Annotated in this window: 17 protein-coding genes; 1 reads left to right on the top strand and 16 read right to left on the bottom strand. The window is 41.2% G+C overall.

The genetic code is table 11. The annotated features are described in order from the left end of the window. Nucleotides 1-3 precede the first annotated feature (3 nt). The 10 genes from IAG46_RS00785 to IAG46_RS00740 form a co-directional block, all read right to left on the bottom strand. Nucleotides 4-1,485: a xylulokinase gene (locus tag IAG46_RS00785; protein WP_190808416.1), complete on the bottom strand. Its 1,482-nt coding sequence runs from the start codon at nt 1,483-1,485 to the stop codon at nt 4-6. A 245-nt stretch (nt 1,486-1,730) separates the two neighbouring features. Beyond that, nucleotides 1,731-2,861 carry a PQQ-dependent sugar dehydrogenase gene (locus IAG46_RS00780; protein WP_190808415.1) on the bottom strand — a complete coding sequence of 377 codons (1,131 nt, stop codon included), beginning with the start codon at nt 2,859-2,861 and terminating at the stop codon, nt 1,731-1,733. A gap of 125 nt (nt 2,862-2,986) precedes the next feature. Then, nucleotides 2,987-4,129, bottom strand: coding sequence for a type II secretion system F family protein (locus IAG46_RS00775; protein ID WP_190808414.1), 1,143 nt, complete (start codon nt 4,127-4,129; stop codon nt 2,987-2,989). Then, nucleotides 4,129-4,593: a type II secretion system protein J gene (locus IAG46_RS00770; RefSeq protein ID WP_190808413.1), complete on the bottom strand. Its 465-nt coding sequence runs from the start codon at nt 4,591-4,593 to the stop codon at nt 4,129-4,131. Before IAG46_RS00770 ends, IAG46_RS00775 begins: the two co-directional genes overlap by 1 nt. Further along, nucleotides 4,583-4,924: a hypothetical protein gene (locus IAG46_RS00765; RefSeq protein ID WP_223826533.1), complete on the bottom strand. Its 342-nt coding sequence runs from the start codon at nt 4,922-4,924 to the stop codon at nt 4,583-4,585. Before IAG46_RS00765 ends, IAG46_RS00770 begins: the two co-directional genes overlap by 11 nt. Next, the gene (locus IAG46_RS00760; protein ID WP_190808411.1) at nt 4,912-6,174 is read right to left on the bottom strand and encodes a hypothetical protein; all 1,263 of its coding nucleotides are present in this window, start codon (nt 6,172-6,174) and stop codon (nt 4,912-4,914) included. Before IAG46_RS00760 ends, IAG46_RS00765 begins: the two co-directional genes overlap by 13 nt. Next, nucleotides 6,161-6,628 (bottom strand): hypothetical protein, encoded by a 468-nt coding sequence (locus tag IAG46_RS00755; RefSeq protein WP_190808410.1) that lies wholly within the window; start codon nt 6,626-6,628, stop codon nt 6,161-6,163. The genes IAG46_RS00760 and IAG46_RS00755 overlap by 14 nt, the downstream gene beginning before the upstream one ends. Beyond that, a complete protein-coding gene (locus IAG46_RS00750) occupies nt 6,625-7,320 on the bottom strand; it encodes a hypothetical protein (protein ID WP_190808409.1) in 696 nt (231 codons plus the stop codon). The genes IAG46_RS00755 and IAG46_RS00750 overlap by 4 nt, the downstream gene beginning before the upstream one ends. Nucleotides 7,321-7,325: 5 nt before the next feature. Next, entirely contained in the window at nt 7,326-8,054 is a 729-nt protein-coding gene (locus IAG46_RS00745; protein ID WP_190808408.1) for a hypothetical protein, read from the bottom strand. Between the two features lie 592 nt (nt 8,055-8,646). Then, nucleotides 8,647-8,880 carry a helix-turn-helix domain-containing protein gene (locus tag IAG46_RS00740; protein ID WP_190808407.1) on the bottom strand — a complete coding sequence of 78 codons (234 nt, stop codon included), beginning with the start codon at nt 8,878-8,880 and terminating at the stop codon, nt 8,647-8,649. A 123-nt stretch (nt 8,881-9,003) separates the two neighbouring features. Between IAG46_RS00740 and IAG46_RS00735 the strand changes: the two genes are divergently transcribed. Further along, nucleotides 9,004-9,411, top strand: coding sequence for a hypothetical protein (locus IAG46_RS00735; RefSeq protein ID WP_190808406.1), 408 nt, complete (start codon nt 9,004-9,006; stop codon nt 9,409-9,411). A 128-nt stretch (nt 9,412-9,539) separates the two neighbouring features. Here IAG46_RS00735 and IAG46_RS00730 read toward each other — a convergent pair whose 3' ends face one another. From IAG46_RS00730 to IAG46_RS00705, 6 genes are all read right to left on the bottom strand, one after another. Next, complete coding sequence (locus IAG46_RS00730) at nt 9,540-10,097, bottom strand: hypothetical protein (RefSeq protein WP_190808405.1); 558 nt, start codon at nt 10,095-10,097, stop codon at nt 9,540-9,542. A 10-nt stretch (nt 10,098-10,107) separates the two neighbouring features. Then, nucleotides 10,108-10,671, bottom strand: coding sequence for an outer membrane beta-barrel protein (locus IAG46_RS00725; protein WP_190808404.1), 564 nt, complete (start codon nt 10,669-10,671; stop codon nt 10,108-10,110). 129 nt (nt 10,672-10,800) lie between these two features. After that, on the bottom strand, nt 10,801-11,394 hold the full coding sequence (locus tag IAG46_RS00720; RefSeq protein WP_190808403.1) for a porin family protein: 594 nt from the start codon (nt 11,392-11,394) through the stop codon (nt 10,801-10,803). A 134-nt stretch (nt 11,395-11,528) separates the two neighbouring features. Next, nucleotides 11,529-12,155: a hypothetical protein gene (locus IAG46_RS00715; protein ID WP_190808402.1), complete on the bottom strand. Its 627-nt coding sequence runs from the start codon at nt 12,153-12,155 to the stop codon at nt 11,529-11,531. 14 nt (nt 12,156-12,169) lie between these two features. Further along, nucleotides 12,170-18,301, bottom strand: coding sequence for an RHS repeat-associated core domain-containing protein (locus tag IAG46_RS00710; protein WP_223826532.1), 6,132 nt, complete (start codon nt 18,299-18,301; stop codon nt 12,170-12,172). Nucleotides 18,302-18,313: 12 nt separating this feature from the next. After that, nucleotides 18,314-18,769 (bottom strand): hypothetical protein, encoded by a 456-nt coding sequence (locus tag IAG46_RS00705; RefSeq protein ID WP_190808400.1) that lies wholly within the window; start codon nt 18,767-18,769, stop codon nt 18,314-18,316. Nucleotides 18,770-18,773 lie beyond the last annotated feature (4 nt).

The following is an 18,773-nucleotide window of genomic DNA, read 5'->3' as shown; positions in this document are numbered from 1 at the left end:
ATGCTATTTGTTCATTATTAGTTTGAGTTCTTTTTTCCAATTATCATATGCCTTTTTATATGCTGCTTTGTTTCCATCCGGAGCGAAGGTCATCACATAATCGTTCTTTGTGAAATTTGAAAATGTATCATATCCTTCGGCTGCAATTACACAAGCTCTGGCAGCTCCAATCGCTCCGGTGGTATCGTAAATTTCAATTTCTTGTTGGGTCAAGGTTGAGATAGTTTCAGCAAAAATCCTAGAACGGAAAAGATTGTCATTCCCTGCGCGGATAACTGTCGAATCAATACCGTCTGATTTCATAATTTCCATACCATACACAAATGCAAAAGCAATACCTTCGAGCGTAGCCCTACAAATATGTGCTTTTGTATGTCTATTGAGGTCAAGATTCAAGATTCTTGTTCCAATATCCTGGTTTAAAAGCATTCGTTCGGCACCATTCCCAAAGGGAATGACACACAGGCCGTCTGAACCAATTTTAATTTCATGGGCCAACTTGTTCATTTTTTCATAGGAAGAAACGGCCAAATTGTTGAGCAGCCATCTATATTGGATTCCAGCTCCGTTAATGCACAATAATTTACCAATATTCCTTGCTTTTCCCCTTATATAATTGACATGTGCAAAATTGTTCACACGAGAGCTCTCCTTTACCGAAAGATTATCGGTAATGGCATAAACAACACCCGATGTTCCGCCAGTTGCAGCAACTTCTCCAGGATTGAATACATTTAAGGCAAGGGCATTGTTGGGTTGATCTCCGGCGCGATACAGTATTGGAGTGTCTTTAAGAAGTCTACTTTCTGTTGCACCCTTTTCTGAAACTTTGCTTTGCACCCCAAAAGTGTCTACCGTTTCTGGAATCAAATTGGAGGAAAATTCATGATAGTCCATAATATCTTTGGAAACTTCCTCTTGTTCAAAATCCCAAAAAATGCCTTCGGACAAACCTGAAATGGTCGTATTCATTATTCCGGAGAACTTATAGGCAATATAATCACCGGGCAACATGAATTTGTAGACTTTTTTGAACGTTTCAGGTTCATTGTCTTTGACCCATCTCAATTTGGACGCCGTAAAATTGGCTGGGGAATTCAGCAAATGTTTATCGCAGTGATCTTTGCCTATGCCAATATATGCATCATTGCCAATTTTAACGGCACGACTATCGCACCAAATAATGGATTTACGAAGTGATTGCCCCTTTTCATCCAATAGGACAAGTCCATGCATTTGATATGCGATTCCAAGCCCAATAACTTCCTTTGCTTGAATTTTATGCGCACTCTTCACTTTTTTTATTCCTTCGCAAACGTAGTTCCACCAATCTTCGGGTTCTTGCTCGGCCCATCCTTTTTTGGGAGCGTGGATTGACATTTCTTTGCCAGGGACTTGGACAACACCCACGGACTTGCCGCTCTTACTTTCGATAAGAGCCACTTTAACGGATGAACTTCCAAGGTCAATACCCAAATAATACATTGATTTCTACATTGATGGAATCAATCAAATGTAAAAAATGTTGAGCCCAAAAGCAGTTCGGAGCCAGAATTAATGGATAAGCTATATAAGAAATCGATTGATGACTAAATCGTTAAGTTTATTTATATAGTTGACTGTCAGGTAATTATATTTAATATAGGATTTACGAAACTTTTTCGAAAAGGTTTTCGTGATTTTTTCGTAAGCAATACTATTGGCGGTGGGTGAAATGAGCATTGAGGTATTTAAACTGGTTTCAACCTATAGATGGCACCGCCATCTACGCCTATATATATGAAACCATCCGGACCTTGCCTTACCACCCGTACTCGTTTTCCAAAATCTAGCAACAATCGTTCTTCGTGAATCACTTTTCCTTTTTCAAAAACCAATCTGTTCAAATGTGTCAAGGCCATGGCTCCGATAAAAAGATTCCCCTGCCATTCTTTGAATTTGTTTCCATCGTAAAACGTCATACCGCTTGGGGCAATGGATGGGGTATAGTAATGTATGGGTTGTTCCATCCCTTCTTTGTGTGTGATTCCATCCTTGATTGGGGTATCATCATAATCAATGCCATGGCATATTACCGGCCATCCGTAATTTAAACCCGGTTGTATTAAATTGAGTTCATCTCCACCCTTTGGTCCATGTTCATGCAACCATAATTCGCTGGTTTCTGGATGTAGGGTCAGTCCCTGAGGGTTGCGATGGCCATAACTCCAAATTTCAGGTTTGGCTTGCTCCACGTCCACAAAAGGGTTGTCTTTGGGTATTCGACCATCATCAAAGATTCGCATCACTTTACCCAGATGATTGTTTAAGGTTTGTGCTGAATCCATTAGATCATAACGGTCACCCATGGTAAAAAACAGATATCCATCTTTCAAAGCCATTCTGGAACCATAATGACTCGGCGATGGGTAAAATGGAAAAGCACTAAAAATGCGTTGGACGTTTACCAAGGTATCGCCTTGTAGTTTGGCCCTGTCAATGGCCATGGAACTGTTAATCGAATCTCCAAAGGAATGTGAAAAATAGAGCCAGCCGTTCTCCTCATAATTTGGATGCGGGAGAATATCCAATGCTCCACCATCTCCACGGGAAAACGATTTTGGAACGCCTTGGATCACTTTCTTTTTCCCCGAATCGATGTCCACACGAATGAGTTCTCCAGAAAATCGATTTGTGACCAACATATTACCGTCGGGTAGAAATGTCATCCCAAATGGAACTCGAATGCTATCGGTAATCTTTTCCAATACAAAATCATGAACTTCGCTACTATAGGTTTGCACTTCAATTGAATGCGTGCAACCAGCGATAATTATACTCCAGCAAATAACAAGGGTAGGAAAGTATTTTTTATTCCACATAATCCAGAAAATTGATTTTCTGGCAATCTCCTGTTCTAAACGGGATTGGACTATTTCTTTTGGATAAAACTATGATGGATTTATGAATCAATTAAAGAATAGCTCCGAATAACTGCAAAATCGAATCAACCTAATACACTGCCTAATTTGAACATGGGCAGGTACATGGCCACCAATATTACCCCGACACATATTCCCACCACCAGAATGATCATTGGTTCTAACAAAGTGCTCAGCAATTTGGATTTTTGTTGTACTTCTATGCTATATTGTTGGTTGAGACGTTCAAACATAAATTCGGTTTGATTGGTTTCTTCAGCAACTTTGACCATTGAAATCATTTTGTTACTGAAAACTTTATTCCCCCTAAGGCTATTACTCAAACTTTCCCCTTGCATTATTTTGTCAGTCACGGATTTTAGAGCATCGGTTAGGGGATAAAACTCTATCATTTTACCAGCTAGTTCAATACTATTTAGCACAGGTACTTTTGATGCCGTAAGCAAACTAATGGCCCTGGTGAATTGAGCCAAATACACAGATTTTATGAAGTTTCCCAAATAGGGTATTCGTAAAAGCAAATAATCCATTCGTTTTTTGAATCCATCATGGCCAAAAAGCACTTTTCGCAGGATCAGCATTGCTATGATGAGTAATAGCATCCACAACCCATAGTCTTCAATAAAATCGGAAACAGATACGATAAAACGGGTTATCCAAGGTAATTCCACATTGTTCTGTTTAAAAATATCTTGGAACATGGGAACCACCAATCGCAGCATAAAAACGACCACCAATATGGCCGTTACCAATATGATTACCGGATAGGTAAGTGCATTGACCAGGTTTCTACGTTGTTCATTCTTTTTGGCAAAAAACGACCCCAATTCGGTTGCAATGGTCGCCAAAGTTCCCGATTCCTCCCCTATTTTAATGGAATAATATTCATATTCGGTAAACTCCTTTTTTTCTTTTATAGCTTCGGAAAAACTAGACCCGGAAAGCAAGCTTTCACCAAGACTTTTGAACAATTTCTTTTGCTGTTCCTTCTTTTGGCCTTCTTCAATAAGTTGGAGTGCTTCTTTTAGAGTGATTCCAGCTTTAAGCAACACCGAAAGTTCTGTATAAAAATCTTCCTTTTTTTTATTGGAAAAGGATTTACCAAAAAAGGTCAGTTCCCTTTCCAACAATGGAACCTTTTCTTTTACTTCGGCCCCACTCCTACTTTGGGCTTTTGTTGTTGATATGTTTTCCAGATTAAATCCCATCAGTTCATAAAATCAGCCGCTGCGTTCTTTTTATAGACAAAAATCCGCTTGTTGTTTTCTTTTTCCCCATCAGTGGACAATTCAAGTGCATCAATACTTCCTTCGAACACCTCATCACCTTCAAAATACAGCTTTCCAAGCTTAAAATCCGTATAAATTGTATCCAAATCCCGAACGATATAATCTTCATAAAAGCTATAGTACATCCCACCCATCTCATTGCTCAACTGTATGGAACCCGTTTTCTCAGAGAGCATAATTTGCGAATGGGAATTAAAATCCACCCATAGCGCCTGCCGAAGCAAGTTCCCCGCCGTTTTGTGTTCATAATTTTCCTGTATGCCGAACATCTGTTTTTGTACCAGTCCCAAAATAGAAAAAGCAAGACCCACCACGATGATGGTCAGTAACAAAACCACCAACATCTCACTCAAGGTAAATGCCTGTACTTTTTTAGGACCCATTGGCATGATTTACGATTCGTTTTAAGGTTCGTGCTTCTTCTCCAATTTGTTCTTTGGCCTCTATTAGAGTTGTTCCATCATTTTCCTTCTCAATACTGATACTCCAATCCTCCCATTCCTCGTAATAGGGAATTATCAATTTTCCTGTGGAATATAAATATTCCACTTCATCAAGATGAGTTTTTACCGGTTGAAGATTTCCTCGAACTTGAGCAGTGAAAAGGTTGTTTAAAATAAGGCTGGACAGCATAAAAATGACCACAATGAGCACCGTGGCCACCATAGTCTCCATTAAGGTCGATGCTTTTATCTTTTTTTTCAATAAAGCCATTTTGCCACTGCTTTTTCCTTGTTCAACAATAGGCCCACATATTGTTGGGGCAAAAATTCGGTATTTATGGTTCCTCCAAACAGGTGGTTCTGGTACACACTGCCATTTTCCATGGCCATAAAGGCATTGGTGGTCACGTTTCCAAAAATGTCCCCTTTCAGCTCCAGGTTCTTTTCACAAAATACCTCACCATAAACAGCAGCCTTTTCAGAGATAACTACTTGCGGAAAAAACTGGTTCTCTTCGCTCCGTTCAAAATAGGCGATAATGCCTTTTATTACTGTTTCAGATTTTATTTCAATATTGGGTTTTCTGCGTTCTTTATGATTCGGCCTACTTCCCCTATCGACCACCAATGCTGACGGATATTCCAAATTAACGCGATTACCCACTTCAATTCGGTTGGAAGCAATTGCCTGCAATCTTCCACTAAATCTGTCTTCTATCTCAATTTCAGGGGCAATAAGCAACACGTCTTGAAGATTGGAATCATTACTCACCATAATTTTTTGGTTTGCCATGATCACCACATTTCCAACCAAATTACAGTCGGACAGTCGTAAAACATCCCCATGAATATACTGGGTTGGTGATTTGAAGGAATTCGTCAATTGCAACCTGCTGGAAAATCGAATAGTATTTTCACCAGATGCGCCTAATACCTTGGATTGTACTTGTTTAATATAGGTTCGTAGCTCAGTATCAATAGGAGGCAAGGTTTTGGTACTCTGTTTTACATTTCCGTATACAGGTCTGTTGAATTGATAAAACTGCCCCCGAATGCTTCCGGGACGAATACCCTGTTTGGGCAAATAGGCATTTCCCGTAATCTTGGCCTTTCCGGCAATGACCATGGGACGGTCGTTATCTTTTAGATAAAGTGCTGAAAAATCTTGATCCATTCCCCCACCCACCAGCGCTGTTTTGGAAAATCTATTCTTTTGGAATTGGGAAACCACCACATATTTTTCAAAAATACCCCAATGGGATTTTATAACGGTGACCCTGATCCCATCTTCCTGTTTTAGATCGATGGACACCGAATCGTTCAATCTTATTTTTTGTTTCATTGCCTGCCGAAGTGCCAAATCTGTGCTTTTGACCAAGTCAATGGTCTTGGAAGTCTTTTTATCAAATAAGGAATGGGTTTGATGCAATAACACAAACGTCATTAGCAACACAGCAATTACTGCTCCAATGAACAGTACAAATTGCAGCGAGCCTGCCCGTAGTTTTTTACTGCGTAGCATTTTGAAGGGGTATGGTCTTTACAATGCCCTTATAGCGCACCCGAATGTTTTTGGACGAACCGCTCACTAAGGTAACTTCAGCTTGCACATTGCCCTTGCGCATCAGGTATTGGTTGCCTGAAATGGTCACAAAAAAGATATGGTTTTTGGTGTTTTGGTCCGTGATGAGGCCCGTATAACTAATGTTCGGTAACTGCACCTTTGGTTTTGCAACTCCTTTGGCCTTGGGTTTCTTTTTGGAAGGTGGCATTGTCCCTAAAAAAGGATCTCTATAATCTGCCAAAATGCTAAAAGTGTCTTTTTTGACCTGTTCTTTGGGTTTAAAGTTGAAATTATCGGCCAAAACAGGAGCTTCAGGTTCTGGTGACATAGCGCTGAACACCTTAAAACCTATGATGCCCCAAATGAGCAACACAGCACCTAGTAATATGTATGTTTTGGTGTTTTTGCTCAATTGCTGATGGTAAAGTTAAAGGTGGTACTCAAATCACTTTCATTGCCCGCAGCGTCATAGGCTTTCACCACCCAATAAAAGGTTTCCGCGGCCAAATTAGCGCTGTGTGTTTTATTGGCCCCCAAGGCTTTGGTTGAAAGGGTTGTCAAGCTTTCATCAGAATAGATAAAGATGCTGTCACGCTCTGCGGTACCTGGAACATCTTCCCGGGTCCAAGAGAAGTTTACCGTCGCTTCACTTTGTGAAGCCCCATTTGCCGGAGCTACCAATTGTGGGGTATTCGGTGGGGTCACATCCAGATTTTCATCACCGTCCACCTGAAAATTGCTGAGGGTATAAGCCGTTTGGTAATCGCTGTTCAAAGCCCTAATGCGCCAAGCATAGTCACCATTGACCAAGGTCCGTTGTATACGGGTGCCAACGCGACCCAAACTGTCCACTTCAAATATGCTGTCCAGCACCAATTGTTGAGTGGTTTCAAAGTTGGGTGCTGCTAATTGAAATCGGTAACTGCTAGCATCCTCCACGGTATCCCAGTTAAAACTGATGTCGTTGCCATTAATTACCGTATTGTTCAAAGGAGCAAAAACGGTAACGGTTTGGTTGGAAATATCGGGCACTTCCAAAATGTCCTCGCAGCTGTGTAAAACGGCCAAAATTAGGACAAGGCTTATCTTAAATTTGTTCATCATTGGGGTCAGAATTTGAGGTATGCTTTGTCTCCGTTTACTTTGGAGGCCTTTAAGTATGTACCCTTGGGGCATTTTTGCCCTTCGGAGACCAGATTTTCTATGATCATATTGTGGTATTGGTCCTCACCCCAACAAAAATGGGCATATTGGTAGTCGAAAACCTGAAGTTCGGAGAAAAAGTATTGTTTTTCATGCTCGCCGTGAATTACTACCAACACGATATTATTGTATTTATCCTTTTGTAATTGAATGGCCTCCGCTTGCAAAAAACCGGGCATTTCTGTTTCGGGAACGGTGATGTTCAGACCCGTTACAAATTTATAGCTATCATCATTGGAGATATAGGAACGTAATGCATCATGCTTCTCTTGGTTCAACAATTGGGCAAGACCCAACTGATCTAACAATTGTAGGCGCAAATATTTGGGTTTATAGGGCAACGAATCGTTGTAAGAAATGGTATTGATCTTGGCTGCCTGTTGCATATACTTTGCATAGTTGATATAGCTCTGCCGGTTAAAGGGTATTTGCTTCACAGCCACTTTTAGTTCGGACCAATCGGGTACGCCAATCTGCTCTGCGGCCGAGTACCATAAATCACCTTTGGTCTTGATCAGGGTGCCCAGTTCGGGAAAGTTTAATTGAGCTTCTTGCTTTTGGGCCTTGTAAGTAGTACAGTTCCAGAAGAGTAGGGCTCCAGATACTATCAATATCAGTTTATTTATCTGCTTCATGTAGTCAATATATAGACTAAAATACAGAAATTACGGGCTAAAATCCCATTTTTAAAGGGATAATTTTGCCTTATAATTGGGTTTTTATGTTAAAAGTTTGGTTGTAGAATTTATGTTTGTTTTTGTTGGTCGAAATCTTGAAAATATGAGTTGTTTTCTGTTCATTTTGTCTTGAAACAAAACCCTTCGACTACGCTCAGGATAGACCAAGCCAAAAGTTCAAGAAGATTTCAAGGAAATTTTGGTGACCTTATCACCAAAACGCTGATAAATCTAAACGCTCCATGCTCTTTTTTGCTTTGCAAAACGCACTTCCGCTGGATTTACAGCTATTTCTGGGAAATCTTCATCCAATATCGGTAGATTTCTCAGTCGCTTTACTCCTTCGAAATGACAAAAAGTACCGAAATGGCATTTCGAGCTGTCATCCTGAGCGAAGGAGCAAGCGAGAAATCTCACGACCTCATCGTTTAAATTAGGTCTCGCCCTTCGACTTCGCTCAGGATGACAGCTCGACCTGACACTATATATGAATCGCAAAGTGTTCACCAGAATCCCAGCGTTTTCCCGACCTATTCCACCGGAAAAGAACTCAAAAATCAAACAAGTCTTTGACTGGAATATTTAAAGCTTTGGCAATAAAATTTAGGTTGGTGATCGAAGTGCTTATTTCGCCTCGTTCAATTCTACCGATTTGGTTTTTAGACATCTTGGCATCGGTTTCCAATGCTGCTTGGGAAAGTCCAGCTTTTTCACGCAATTCCAGAAGATGTTCTCCGAATATTTTTAAAAAGTCTAAATCTTCTTGGGTGTATTTTCTTCGCATGACCCAATTTGCACCATGACTAACAATTTATTTACCACATACATGTGTTAAATGAAATAATTTTGATACTTTTGGAAGTGTGCGCTCCGCATAACCCCTCTAATTTGGAAAAACCACCATGCTATGTCCAATATTTTAGGGAAGATCAAGAACTTTTTGGAAAAGAGTTCTACAAACACTTTGGAAATCACTTTTGCCCAATTGGAAATTGAGACCTACCAAAACGGTAAATTTTTGCGACAATTTCAAAGGAACAATCGCAGGATCATTATCCGTAGATTAAAAACCAACTCCCTTGCCAAAATGGATGTGGTGGACAATATTGCGTTCCGGTTTTCTTTCCGGTTTGCAACTCCAACCGCAAACTTAAACTACAAAAGCGAAATGCTGCAACTGCCCAGACCCCTTGCCCAAGGTATTGTGGAAATAGAGGCTGAAAAGTTAGTGTTGGAGTTTGTTATTGATGCGCCGGAAGAAAGGTTAAGGGTGAAGGTAAGACATACCTATGCTCAAATAACGGATATAGCTTAAAGGATAAAATTGTCAGTCTGAGCCCGTCGAAGACCTCATAAAATTAGAATCTCAAAAACTTCGACAAGCTCAGTTTGACAATACGGTTTTACTTTTATGCAGCCCATTTTTCTCATCTATAATCCCACCTATTGACTGGCCACTATTTCATTATACTGCTTTACCCATTTGGGAAGGGCAATGTCCTTCTTTTTAGTGGCCTTAATGGTTTCCTGCAAAGCAGGGGCGTTCGGGAAAAAAACTTCTGGCTTCCTACGTAGTTTTCCCAAATCAACAAAATTGGCTTCCCCTTTTTTCTTTAAATAAAAGTCAGTGATGTACGCCGTGGTAGCACCATTTCCTGAGGTGTTAATTTCACGTCTTCTCAAGTGTTCATATAATGAGAGTGGTTTTCCATCCATTAAACAGTGCATTAAATATGTACCTTCATTTCCTATCACGATAGGATGATATACAAGGGTATCATTGATAGTGACTGTTACAACATTTTTTGGATAAATTCTCATTTTTTTATCGTTTTTAAGCAAATCAAACCCCCCTGCCATTTGGTAAGTTGGTTTATACCTTTTTATATATCCTGTTATTTCCGTGCCACTTTGGGTAATGACCACACATTTGGCCTTTTTTTGGGCACCAAGGCCTAGCACAAAACTAAACAGCACTAATGTTAAAAATGTTCTTTTCATAATTAAGTATTTAAAAACGATACCCAAAACCCAATTTTACCAAGCCTATATTCCGGTTAAAATCGGTATCGGCCAAACTGCCGAAGGTTTTGATCTTTATATAATCATATTGGGCCATGGCAAACAACCCTTGAACAATATCTACAGAAATAGCTCCATTGATGTTGACACCATCGGAATTGTCCCTAACCTTTTCCACTTCCCCAGGCCCTATGGCATTTTCGGTACGGAAAGAGGTAAACCCATAGCCCCCACCCAGCTGTACGCGCAATCGGCCCACATGGAGTTCGCCAAAAAGCCGGGGATGTACAAAACGACCATTGATATCGGGCTGTACGGTAAAATTTTCGTTCTCAAAAGCATAGAATCCCACATTGACGGAAATACCAAGGTTTAGAAACTCACTGGTCACAAAACGGTATTGGGCGCCTAGATCTATATTGCCTTTATAATTGGTGTTTACAAAATTATCCCCTATAAGGATAGGATAGGACAATACGCCAGAAAATTTACCCTTTTGGGCTGTGGCCATACACCCTATTGTTAAAAACAATACTAAAATTTTTATTTTCATATCATTATCATTTCACTACTTGCTATAACGTCAACCATATGATTTTAAGATACAACCCACTAGTTGTAAACTAGCGGGAGCGGAGGAACTGACGGTTTATCCTGATTTATTATCGAAATGCACAACGGGTTAAAACATATATCCCAACGAAACTTTTAGCGCAACATTTTTGTGATCTGAATCTTCCAAGCCATCAAAAACCTGGGTTAATCCTAAGTTGCCCCGTATTTGCATAAAATAATGTTGCAATACGGTAAACCGAAAACCTGCATTTACAGAAAGCTCAATAAAATTGGTATCAGGTAATTCAAAGTCACTGCCATCAGAAACTACCTTCCCACTATCCCCAATAAGGAACCCCAGCTGGGGGCCTGCCTCCAAGGCCACGCCTTTGACCAAGGCCAACTTGCCCAAAACCGGCAAGCTTATATAGTCCAATTTGGTATCTATTTTAGTTCTGAACCGACTATTGGGAAATAAGACCAAAAAGCCGCCCTTTCGTTCAAACAACAACTCTCCTTGCAAGGCAAAAAACGGGGTTTGTTCCCATTCCACCAGCCCACCAACCTGAAACCTGTTATTATCCAAAAAGGTTGAGTTGCTGTTAATAAAGCCTGCACGCTGATAGCCCGCCTTAATACCAAAGGTCACATTGTTTTGTCCATATATATTGACTCCGAATAATAAGCAAGTTGTTATCAGTAAAATTTTAGATATTTTCATTAATTATTTTTTGATTTCAAATTATCTATTGGTTTAAAATAAACCACGACAATACTGCCGTGGCTTGTTTGTTATTTTTTGCTTACTCATACTCCACTAGTCTCAGATTAGCGGGAGCGGAGGAGGAATTAATATCATCCTACAATCCCCTTTCTATCATCTGGTACTTTATCAAATTCCATGGTAAATATGACAGTTTGATGAATACTCTTAAAATAAGGATTATCCAAGTCATAAAAATCGCCAATATCCTCACCTCGTTTTCGGATTAATTCCATTGATAATCTAGTTGTTATCTGTTTATAATTGTATGCTGTATTCCGTTCAAGATGCTTAACTTCATCATAGTTAGATTTTCTCCATTCAAACGGAGAACCATTCTCAAAATATTTCCAATGAATTGCATTTTCTTCGTAACGAGGCTCAAAAGCAGCAGGTGCGAAAGATTTCATTGCTGGTATCTTTTTTTCATAATTTCGGAGTGGACAAGATGTTATTTTTTCGTAAAATCCCTGTCTAATAGCAAAAATAATATCACTTGTCAATAATGGCCCAACTAATTCTGTGGCATTTTTAAAATCATTCAAATTAAAGCTATTACTTCCGCTCAGAATATATTGATAAGAATATAATGCCAAGTGCAAACCTTTTGATAAATCCAACTCACTTAAGTCATCAAAATTTACAACCTTTAAAAAAGTTTTACCCAAATTATGTTCAAGTTTTAAACTTAAAATTGTTCCACTTTCAATTTTTCTCATTTATATCAAAAAAATTAATTCATAACATCTAAGACCCATGTATCTCCAAGCTTTGCGTCCAAATAATCCAGAGCCTCTTGCATTAGTACATTATTTTTAATTTGTCTTTTTAAAGACATTTGCAATCTTTTGTTACTCGACAAACCATTTCCATATTTAGTTGTCCCATGAATTGAAATTAATTGCTGTTCCACAGCATCTGCAATTCGTTTTGGCACTCTAAGTAATTCCTCCGGATTAATATCGTCACGAACACTTTTTGGGTATCTTTTAGCCATATCTATAGTTTGACCATAGTATATCCCAGTTTCTTTATATGCCTTATAAATGAAAACATATTCTTCGCTGTTGTTAGCATATTTTAGGAATCTTAGACCCTTACCGAAAGGTACGATTGAAAAAGTATTAATGCCATCATCAAAATTATACTCTCCATCGCTTAACCCATAAGCCAAAGCTGTCAAACCTGTTGGCTCAATAGTCGTTATTATTTCTGTGGCCAGCTTTATATTTTCATTGGCCAAGTCCATTGTGGCGTGATTAGAATTCAACATTTCTGTTGCTCTAGTCACGTTCCCAGAATCAAATTGTTCCTTGACATCGCTTAATTTGTGCTTTCCAAAAAACAATGCCATAAACCTACCCCAGTAATCAAACTTAGGGGGCTTCTTATCTTTACATTCACAATCCTGTCCCCCATCTGGGTCAATCCGACTTATTGGGTTGTTACCCATCCCCATATAGGGTGAATAATATTGTCCCGCAGGGTCTGTTGTCAACCAACGTCCAATACGGCTATCCCATAAACGTAATTCGAAAGCTTCTTTGCCTGTTTCCGTGTCTTTTTCCTGCCCTTGAAAGGCATAACGGTATCCTTCAGGGCCCAATAATCCCCTCGCGGGCATCTGCATCCCAAATGGGTAGTAATCCGTATAGCTTTCTCCATTGGCACTACTGCCACTTTTGGTAAACACAGCCCGCACATTACCCAAATGGTCGGTAAGTTCGTAGACATAGTCCCTGTTCTCGACTGCGCTCGAACTTGCATATGCGACACCTATTCTACCTGAGCCATATACAGCTTGCTCTTTAAGAGCTACGCTACCGCCAAAATCATTATAGATGGCCATGGTCAGCCCGGCCACATTCCTTACATAATGCGTAGTATACTGTAGTGTGCCACTGGTATAGGTTTCCTTTTTTGTTCGGTGGTTACGATCATTGTAAAAGAACTTCACCGCGGGTTGGCCGGCTTGCCACACCTCGGTCACCAGTCCACTGGCATTGTAAAAATAATCAATATCCTCCGCATTGTTACGGGTCAGCTGGCCAATTTTGTTATAGCTGTAGTTGTTGGCCGCCTGGGTACCAATATCATCATTGGCCCCGGTAACATCCCCTTCGGCATCGGTAACCTGTAACAATTGGTTAGGTCCATCCTGGGGCGTAGTCTTATAGGTATAGCTCAAATCATCCATGGCGTTATCGCCATCTTGGGAACCTTTGTTACGTTTTAGGCTCTGTATGTTTCCGTTGGCATCGTAGGTGATGTTGGTCACATCATAATCACCAGCGCTAAACCCTGCACCACTAGGGTCAATACGCAACGTACTCGGTCCTGTAATTGTTGCATCCGCGGTAACCGTAATGCTGCCAGCGGATGGTTGATCCCCAGTGATATTACCTGAGAGCGGTAAGGTCTCTGGTAAACTCCCTGTTTGGTTGCTGGGGTTAAAGTCTGCTGCGGTGAGCCAGTTGTTACGGTCGTAGCTGTATACATATTCTGTGGCACCTGTGTTATAGCCATTGCTCCAGCGCACCCCTTTGATGTTGCCATTAAATTGGTCGGTACCATAAGTAGTTTGACCAATATTGGGCAGCCCACGCTCAAAATCATTATTGTGATAATCCAGTTGCATCCCGAACAGATCATTCGCATCTCCTCCTGGGTCATCAGTGGCATTTAAGCCAGGGTGGTTAATGCTCTTTAATTGCCCCGCTAAGTTGTAGACGTAGTCCACTCCTTGAGCACCGTTAGCTAGATCTACCCGTTTCAGTCCTCCCGTTTCGTAATAGCTGTACTCAGCCTGTAGTGTATAGGTAGTACCGCCATCGGAAGAGGTCTCCACAGTGGACAGGCGATCCTTGACATCATATCCGTAACGGTGTACAAATTGTTCTCCGGTCACCCCTTTCTGAAAAATGACCTGGGTCACCAAACCTGTGGTGGGGTGGTAGGTATAATCCATGGTCTTGGCACCCAATCCTTGTATGTTCTGTACCAGCCATTTTACCCTGCCGTAAATATCATAGGCATACCAAGTTTCACTAATGTCATTGGCCGTATGGGCCACATTGCCCGCCACAAAACTCTGGGAGGGATAGTCTCCTGAACGGGAACCCAAAGCAGTGGCCAGAGCGGCATCATCGGCAATATCGTAAGTGGTGAACTGTTGTTCTTTTTTGGTTCCCGCTGGTAAAGCGCCATCCGGGTCGGCTGCATCGAAGCCTGTGCTCACCAAAACCCCACTTTCTATAGGTCTACCAAAGGTATCGTACTCCGTATAGGAGAATTCTGCATCGGCGAAATTGTCATCTTCATTGGGATCTTTTTGTTTGCTGTTCTGGGAAAACCGTATTTGGCCGTCTTCACGGTATTTAAACCAAGCTTCTCCTTCATCAGGACTATCGGTATGTGTCAATTGTCCCAGCGAATTATAGTCATAAGTGGTTACTGGTTTGGCAGCCTTGGTTGTTCCCAAAGGTTGATAGGATTTTACCAAACGGTCGGCCTTGTCGTATTCATTCAGGCTATAATCGTAGTAATTCACCCGGTATCCCACGGAAATAGGATTGTTTTCAGCATCATAATTATCTGGGTCCGTCACCGCAATTCGATAAAAACCGCTGGGCAATGTTCCCAAGGTTCCCGTGTACAAGGTTTCCGTAATCATGTCAAACACCTGAAGTGCACCTCCGTTAGATGAAGTAAGCCCGGCAAGTCCTTGTGGAATATGGATATCCACATAGCCCTGTTCCCCAATAAAGTGATTCATATAATTGGAGATACTGGCCCCTCCACTCCGAGCAGCGGCCAATACCTTGCCTTCACTATCAGTAAAGACCACATTTTCATTGCCATGCACATCACGACTTACCGTTTTGGTTGTTATTACGTTTTGGTAAGCGTTGTCCCCAAAAGCAACACTTAAGGTGAGCTCAGCGGTGGCCGGCATGGTAAAGGTATAGTTCTGCGGCCATGAATCGACTGTTCCATCGCCATCCATGTCAACTTTATTTCCTCCAACAGCTTTTAGCACTCCTCCGGGATTTAACGTACTATAAATAGTACGGGAAAAGGGACGATCGGTAATATCCTGGTAATCATTCCCAGGGTAAAAATCATCATCGTTACTATTACTATAATACCAACCAAGAGTGTTAATACTTTGCCCAACTATTGTTGGATCTTGGGATGTGTTACTAAAATCTGCCAGGGAATATGTTTGGTCCAAATTGTTCTGCATAAAATCAGGCTGAAATTGGAAGGTTCCCGACAAACCATTGGGAGCACTTAAGGATTGCACCGCGGAACGTCCATGGGAATCAAATACAATCTGTGAAGCCCATGTTCGGTTTTCCTCAATATCCACGGTTTGCGTTTGTTCCAGTTTGCCCAAATCATTGTAATAGGATTTGGAAGAAGCTTTTAAGGTGCCGTCAATATCGTAAGCTTTGGCCGTAATCCAATTAAGGTTTTCAAAATCATTTGGACAGCCATTGTTGGTTGTGCTATAAGTGTTAGGGCAATAATCAGAATTGTTGGTCACTGCTCCTGTAAAGGGTGAAGTATAACTCTGCACCCCAACACTGCTGGGATCACCAAAGCCATCTAAATCACTATCGGTATACCAAGTGGCAGGAAGCACAATGGCTTCAATAGCTATTCTCTCAGATGATCTACAGGTTGAAACTGAATTGAAACTTTCCGCATAGAAAAATTGACTAGTACTTATGGATTGGGTAACAAATTCAGTTCCTTCCCCCAAATAGGTCCCTCCAGTTGGCGCATCATACCAATATATTCCATCAGCGTCGGTTCCGGGTTCGGCATTTAAGGTAAACGTTCCAGCACCTTCCCTAGCAAAAGGGTCTTCTCCTGAGGCTATGCCAACTTCGGGATTCACTGTGACCTGAACTTCATTTATACCCGTAATAGGGAAGTTGCACCCTAAAGCACTCTCCAACGTCCCCCTTACATAATAGGATTTTAGACCATTGTTGGTATCGGAGTAGTCCAATGTTGGTGTATAGGTATCTCCCGTATGTAATAGGGTTCCTCCACTTTCTTCGTCGTACCAGTTGTATACACTTCCGCTACCACCTCCAATGGCACGAAGTGTAAAACTTGCATTTGGACTACATTGTGCTCCATTCATATTAGATAATGTCAAGGTTGGAGGTGCATTACTTGTAAAAGAAACTGTTACTTGCTCTCTTGGAGTCTCGCAACCATTATAAAAGGCACTTACCCAGTAATCACCCTCTGATATTACGGTGAAATCCGTGGCGAAGCCATTTGGAGTACCATTAGTTTGTGCCGTGCCACCTGTTGCAACAGTATACAACCGATGTTCCATTAGCGGGTCGCTGGTTAGATATCCTCCGCTATAAGCACTAATGGTAGCCTGTGTAGGGTTGCTACAATCGTTTCCTGTTGCGGTCACAACCAAAGGAAATTCACTGGTGATTACTTCCATCACAAATTCCTTTCTAGTTGCCGATACGCAGCCCGCAGTAGTATGATAAGTCTCAGCATAATATGATGTAGTTGTGCTTATGGATTGGGCAGTAAAACTTGTTCCTGTTCCCACTTCGTTCCCTCCAGTTGGAGCATCATACCAGCGAATGGCATTTCCGTTAGTCCCTGGGGATGCATTCAAGGTAAAACTTCCCGTACAAGTCCTGGCCGGGGGATTGGTTCCCGTAGCTTCTAAAGGTGTAGCATTTAAAGTGACATCAATACGTTCTCTAGCAATTGTAAAAGTACAGCCTAAAGGGCTTTGTAAGGTGCCGCCAACCCAAAAAGAGGTTACCCCAGTTGTGGTTATTGTCGGAGTATATGTACTACCCGTTGCAAGCTGGTTGCCTCCCGACTGAGCATCGTACCAAATCAATCCATTTCCAGAAACGCCACCAATGGCCCGTAACACAAAACTGGCGGAAGATCCACATTGATCTCCACTCATGTTTTCAAGGGTCAATGTTGGCGTAGTGTTGCTTTTAAAAGTCACCGTTACCTTTTCTCTTGATGTCTCGCAACCGTCATATAAGGCACTTATCCAATAATCACCAGCTTGGGTAACCGTAAATTCTGTAATATAACTAGCGCCTCCCATCGGTGTTCCGAATTGTGGCGAGCCACCACTTGCAGCTGTATACAGACGATGTTGCATTAAAGGGTCACCAGGGGTTATGTTACTACTGTTGGCATGTATGATGGCGCTTGACGGATTACTACAGCTATTTTGGACTTCATCAGGAACGTACAAATCAGGCCCATTTACGGTGACTGGCCTAGAAGCATTGGTGCTACTGTTGTTATCTCCATGTGCAGTTACAGAAACTGTAGCCGTTCCAACATAATTACTATCCCAGGTAACAGTTCCTGAACTATTAATCGTACCGGCCGATGCGGGGGTTATTGACCAACTATAACTATTTGCATTGGTTGCACTTGCATTATAATCTGATGTTCCAGCACCCTTACAACGAGATGTAGGACCAGAAGTAATGCTTACTTGACCCACAACAGTGCCATTTACAGTAAAGGGTTTGGTCAAATATGAAGAATTGAAAGAACTGTTCAAAACGGTGGCCTTAACTTGTCCCGACCCTACTGAATTGAACTTAATGTTGGCAGTTGTACTACCCTGACCTGAAACTATGGTGTGACTCAAAGTAACCACACTCCATTGGGTGTTTATTATTGTTCCACCTCCATTATTTGATATATTGAAGGTCTCAGTATCACCAACATCCGTACTGCTTTGCCCACCAATAGCAAACTGCGCCTGCAGTCCGCTAACGGCCAAGAAAAAGAGTGGAAAAATACCATTTTTAATAATTGTTTTCAAGATTTTCATTATTGGGAGGTATTAGTTTTTCAAATAATATAATTCGGGAAAAAGCGGTCGACTGTCAGGATTAGAACCTACCTCTGCAAGCAACAGAAGTGTAGTGCTATCCACCGCGCCTACCTGATGGGACGTGACACTACCATCATTCCCAACAATTGTCAATGTACTTCCCTGAAGTGACCATTGCCCGTCAAATCGTTGCCCGGTGATCAATACAATCGAAAAAGTTCCATTAGCTTCAAAAAGCAATTGTCTTCCTGTATAGAAATTTGCAACATGGCTTTGTAAATCAGACGATGTAGTCAAATCTAGTTGTATATCAGGTGGCATTTTAGCAATCGAAGGAGCATCTGAAAAAGTCCAAGTCCCAACCAATATTTGTGGATCTGGGTTTTGCTGTGCATGCAACCCTTGGATTATAAAACCCATCAAAATCAACAATGCTGTTTTTAGTGAAATTTTATATGTGTCCATTTTA

The sequence above is a fragment of the Flagellimonas sp. S3867 genome (assembly GCF_014698935.1).
GTDB lineage: Bacteria > Bacteroidota > Bacteroidia > Flavobacteriales > Flavobacteriaceae > Flagellimonas.
The sequence above is the reverse complement of the archived record's forward strand: the minus strand, read 5'-3'. Positions and strand labels throughout refer to the sequence as shown.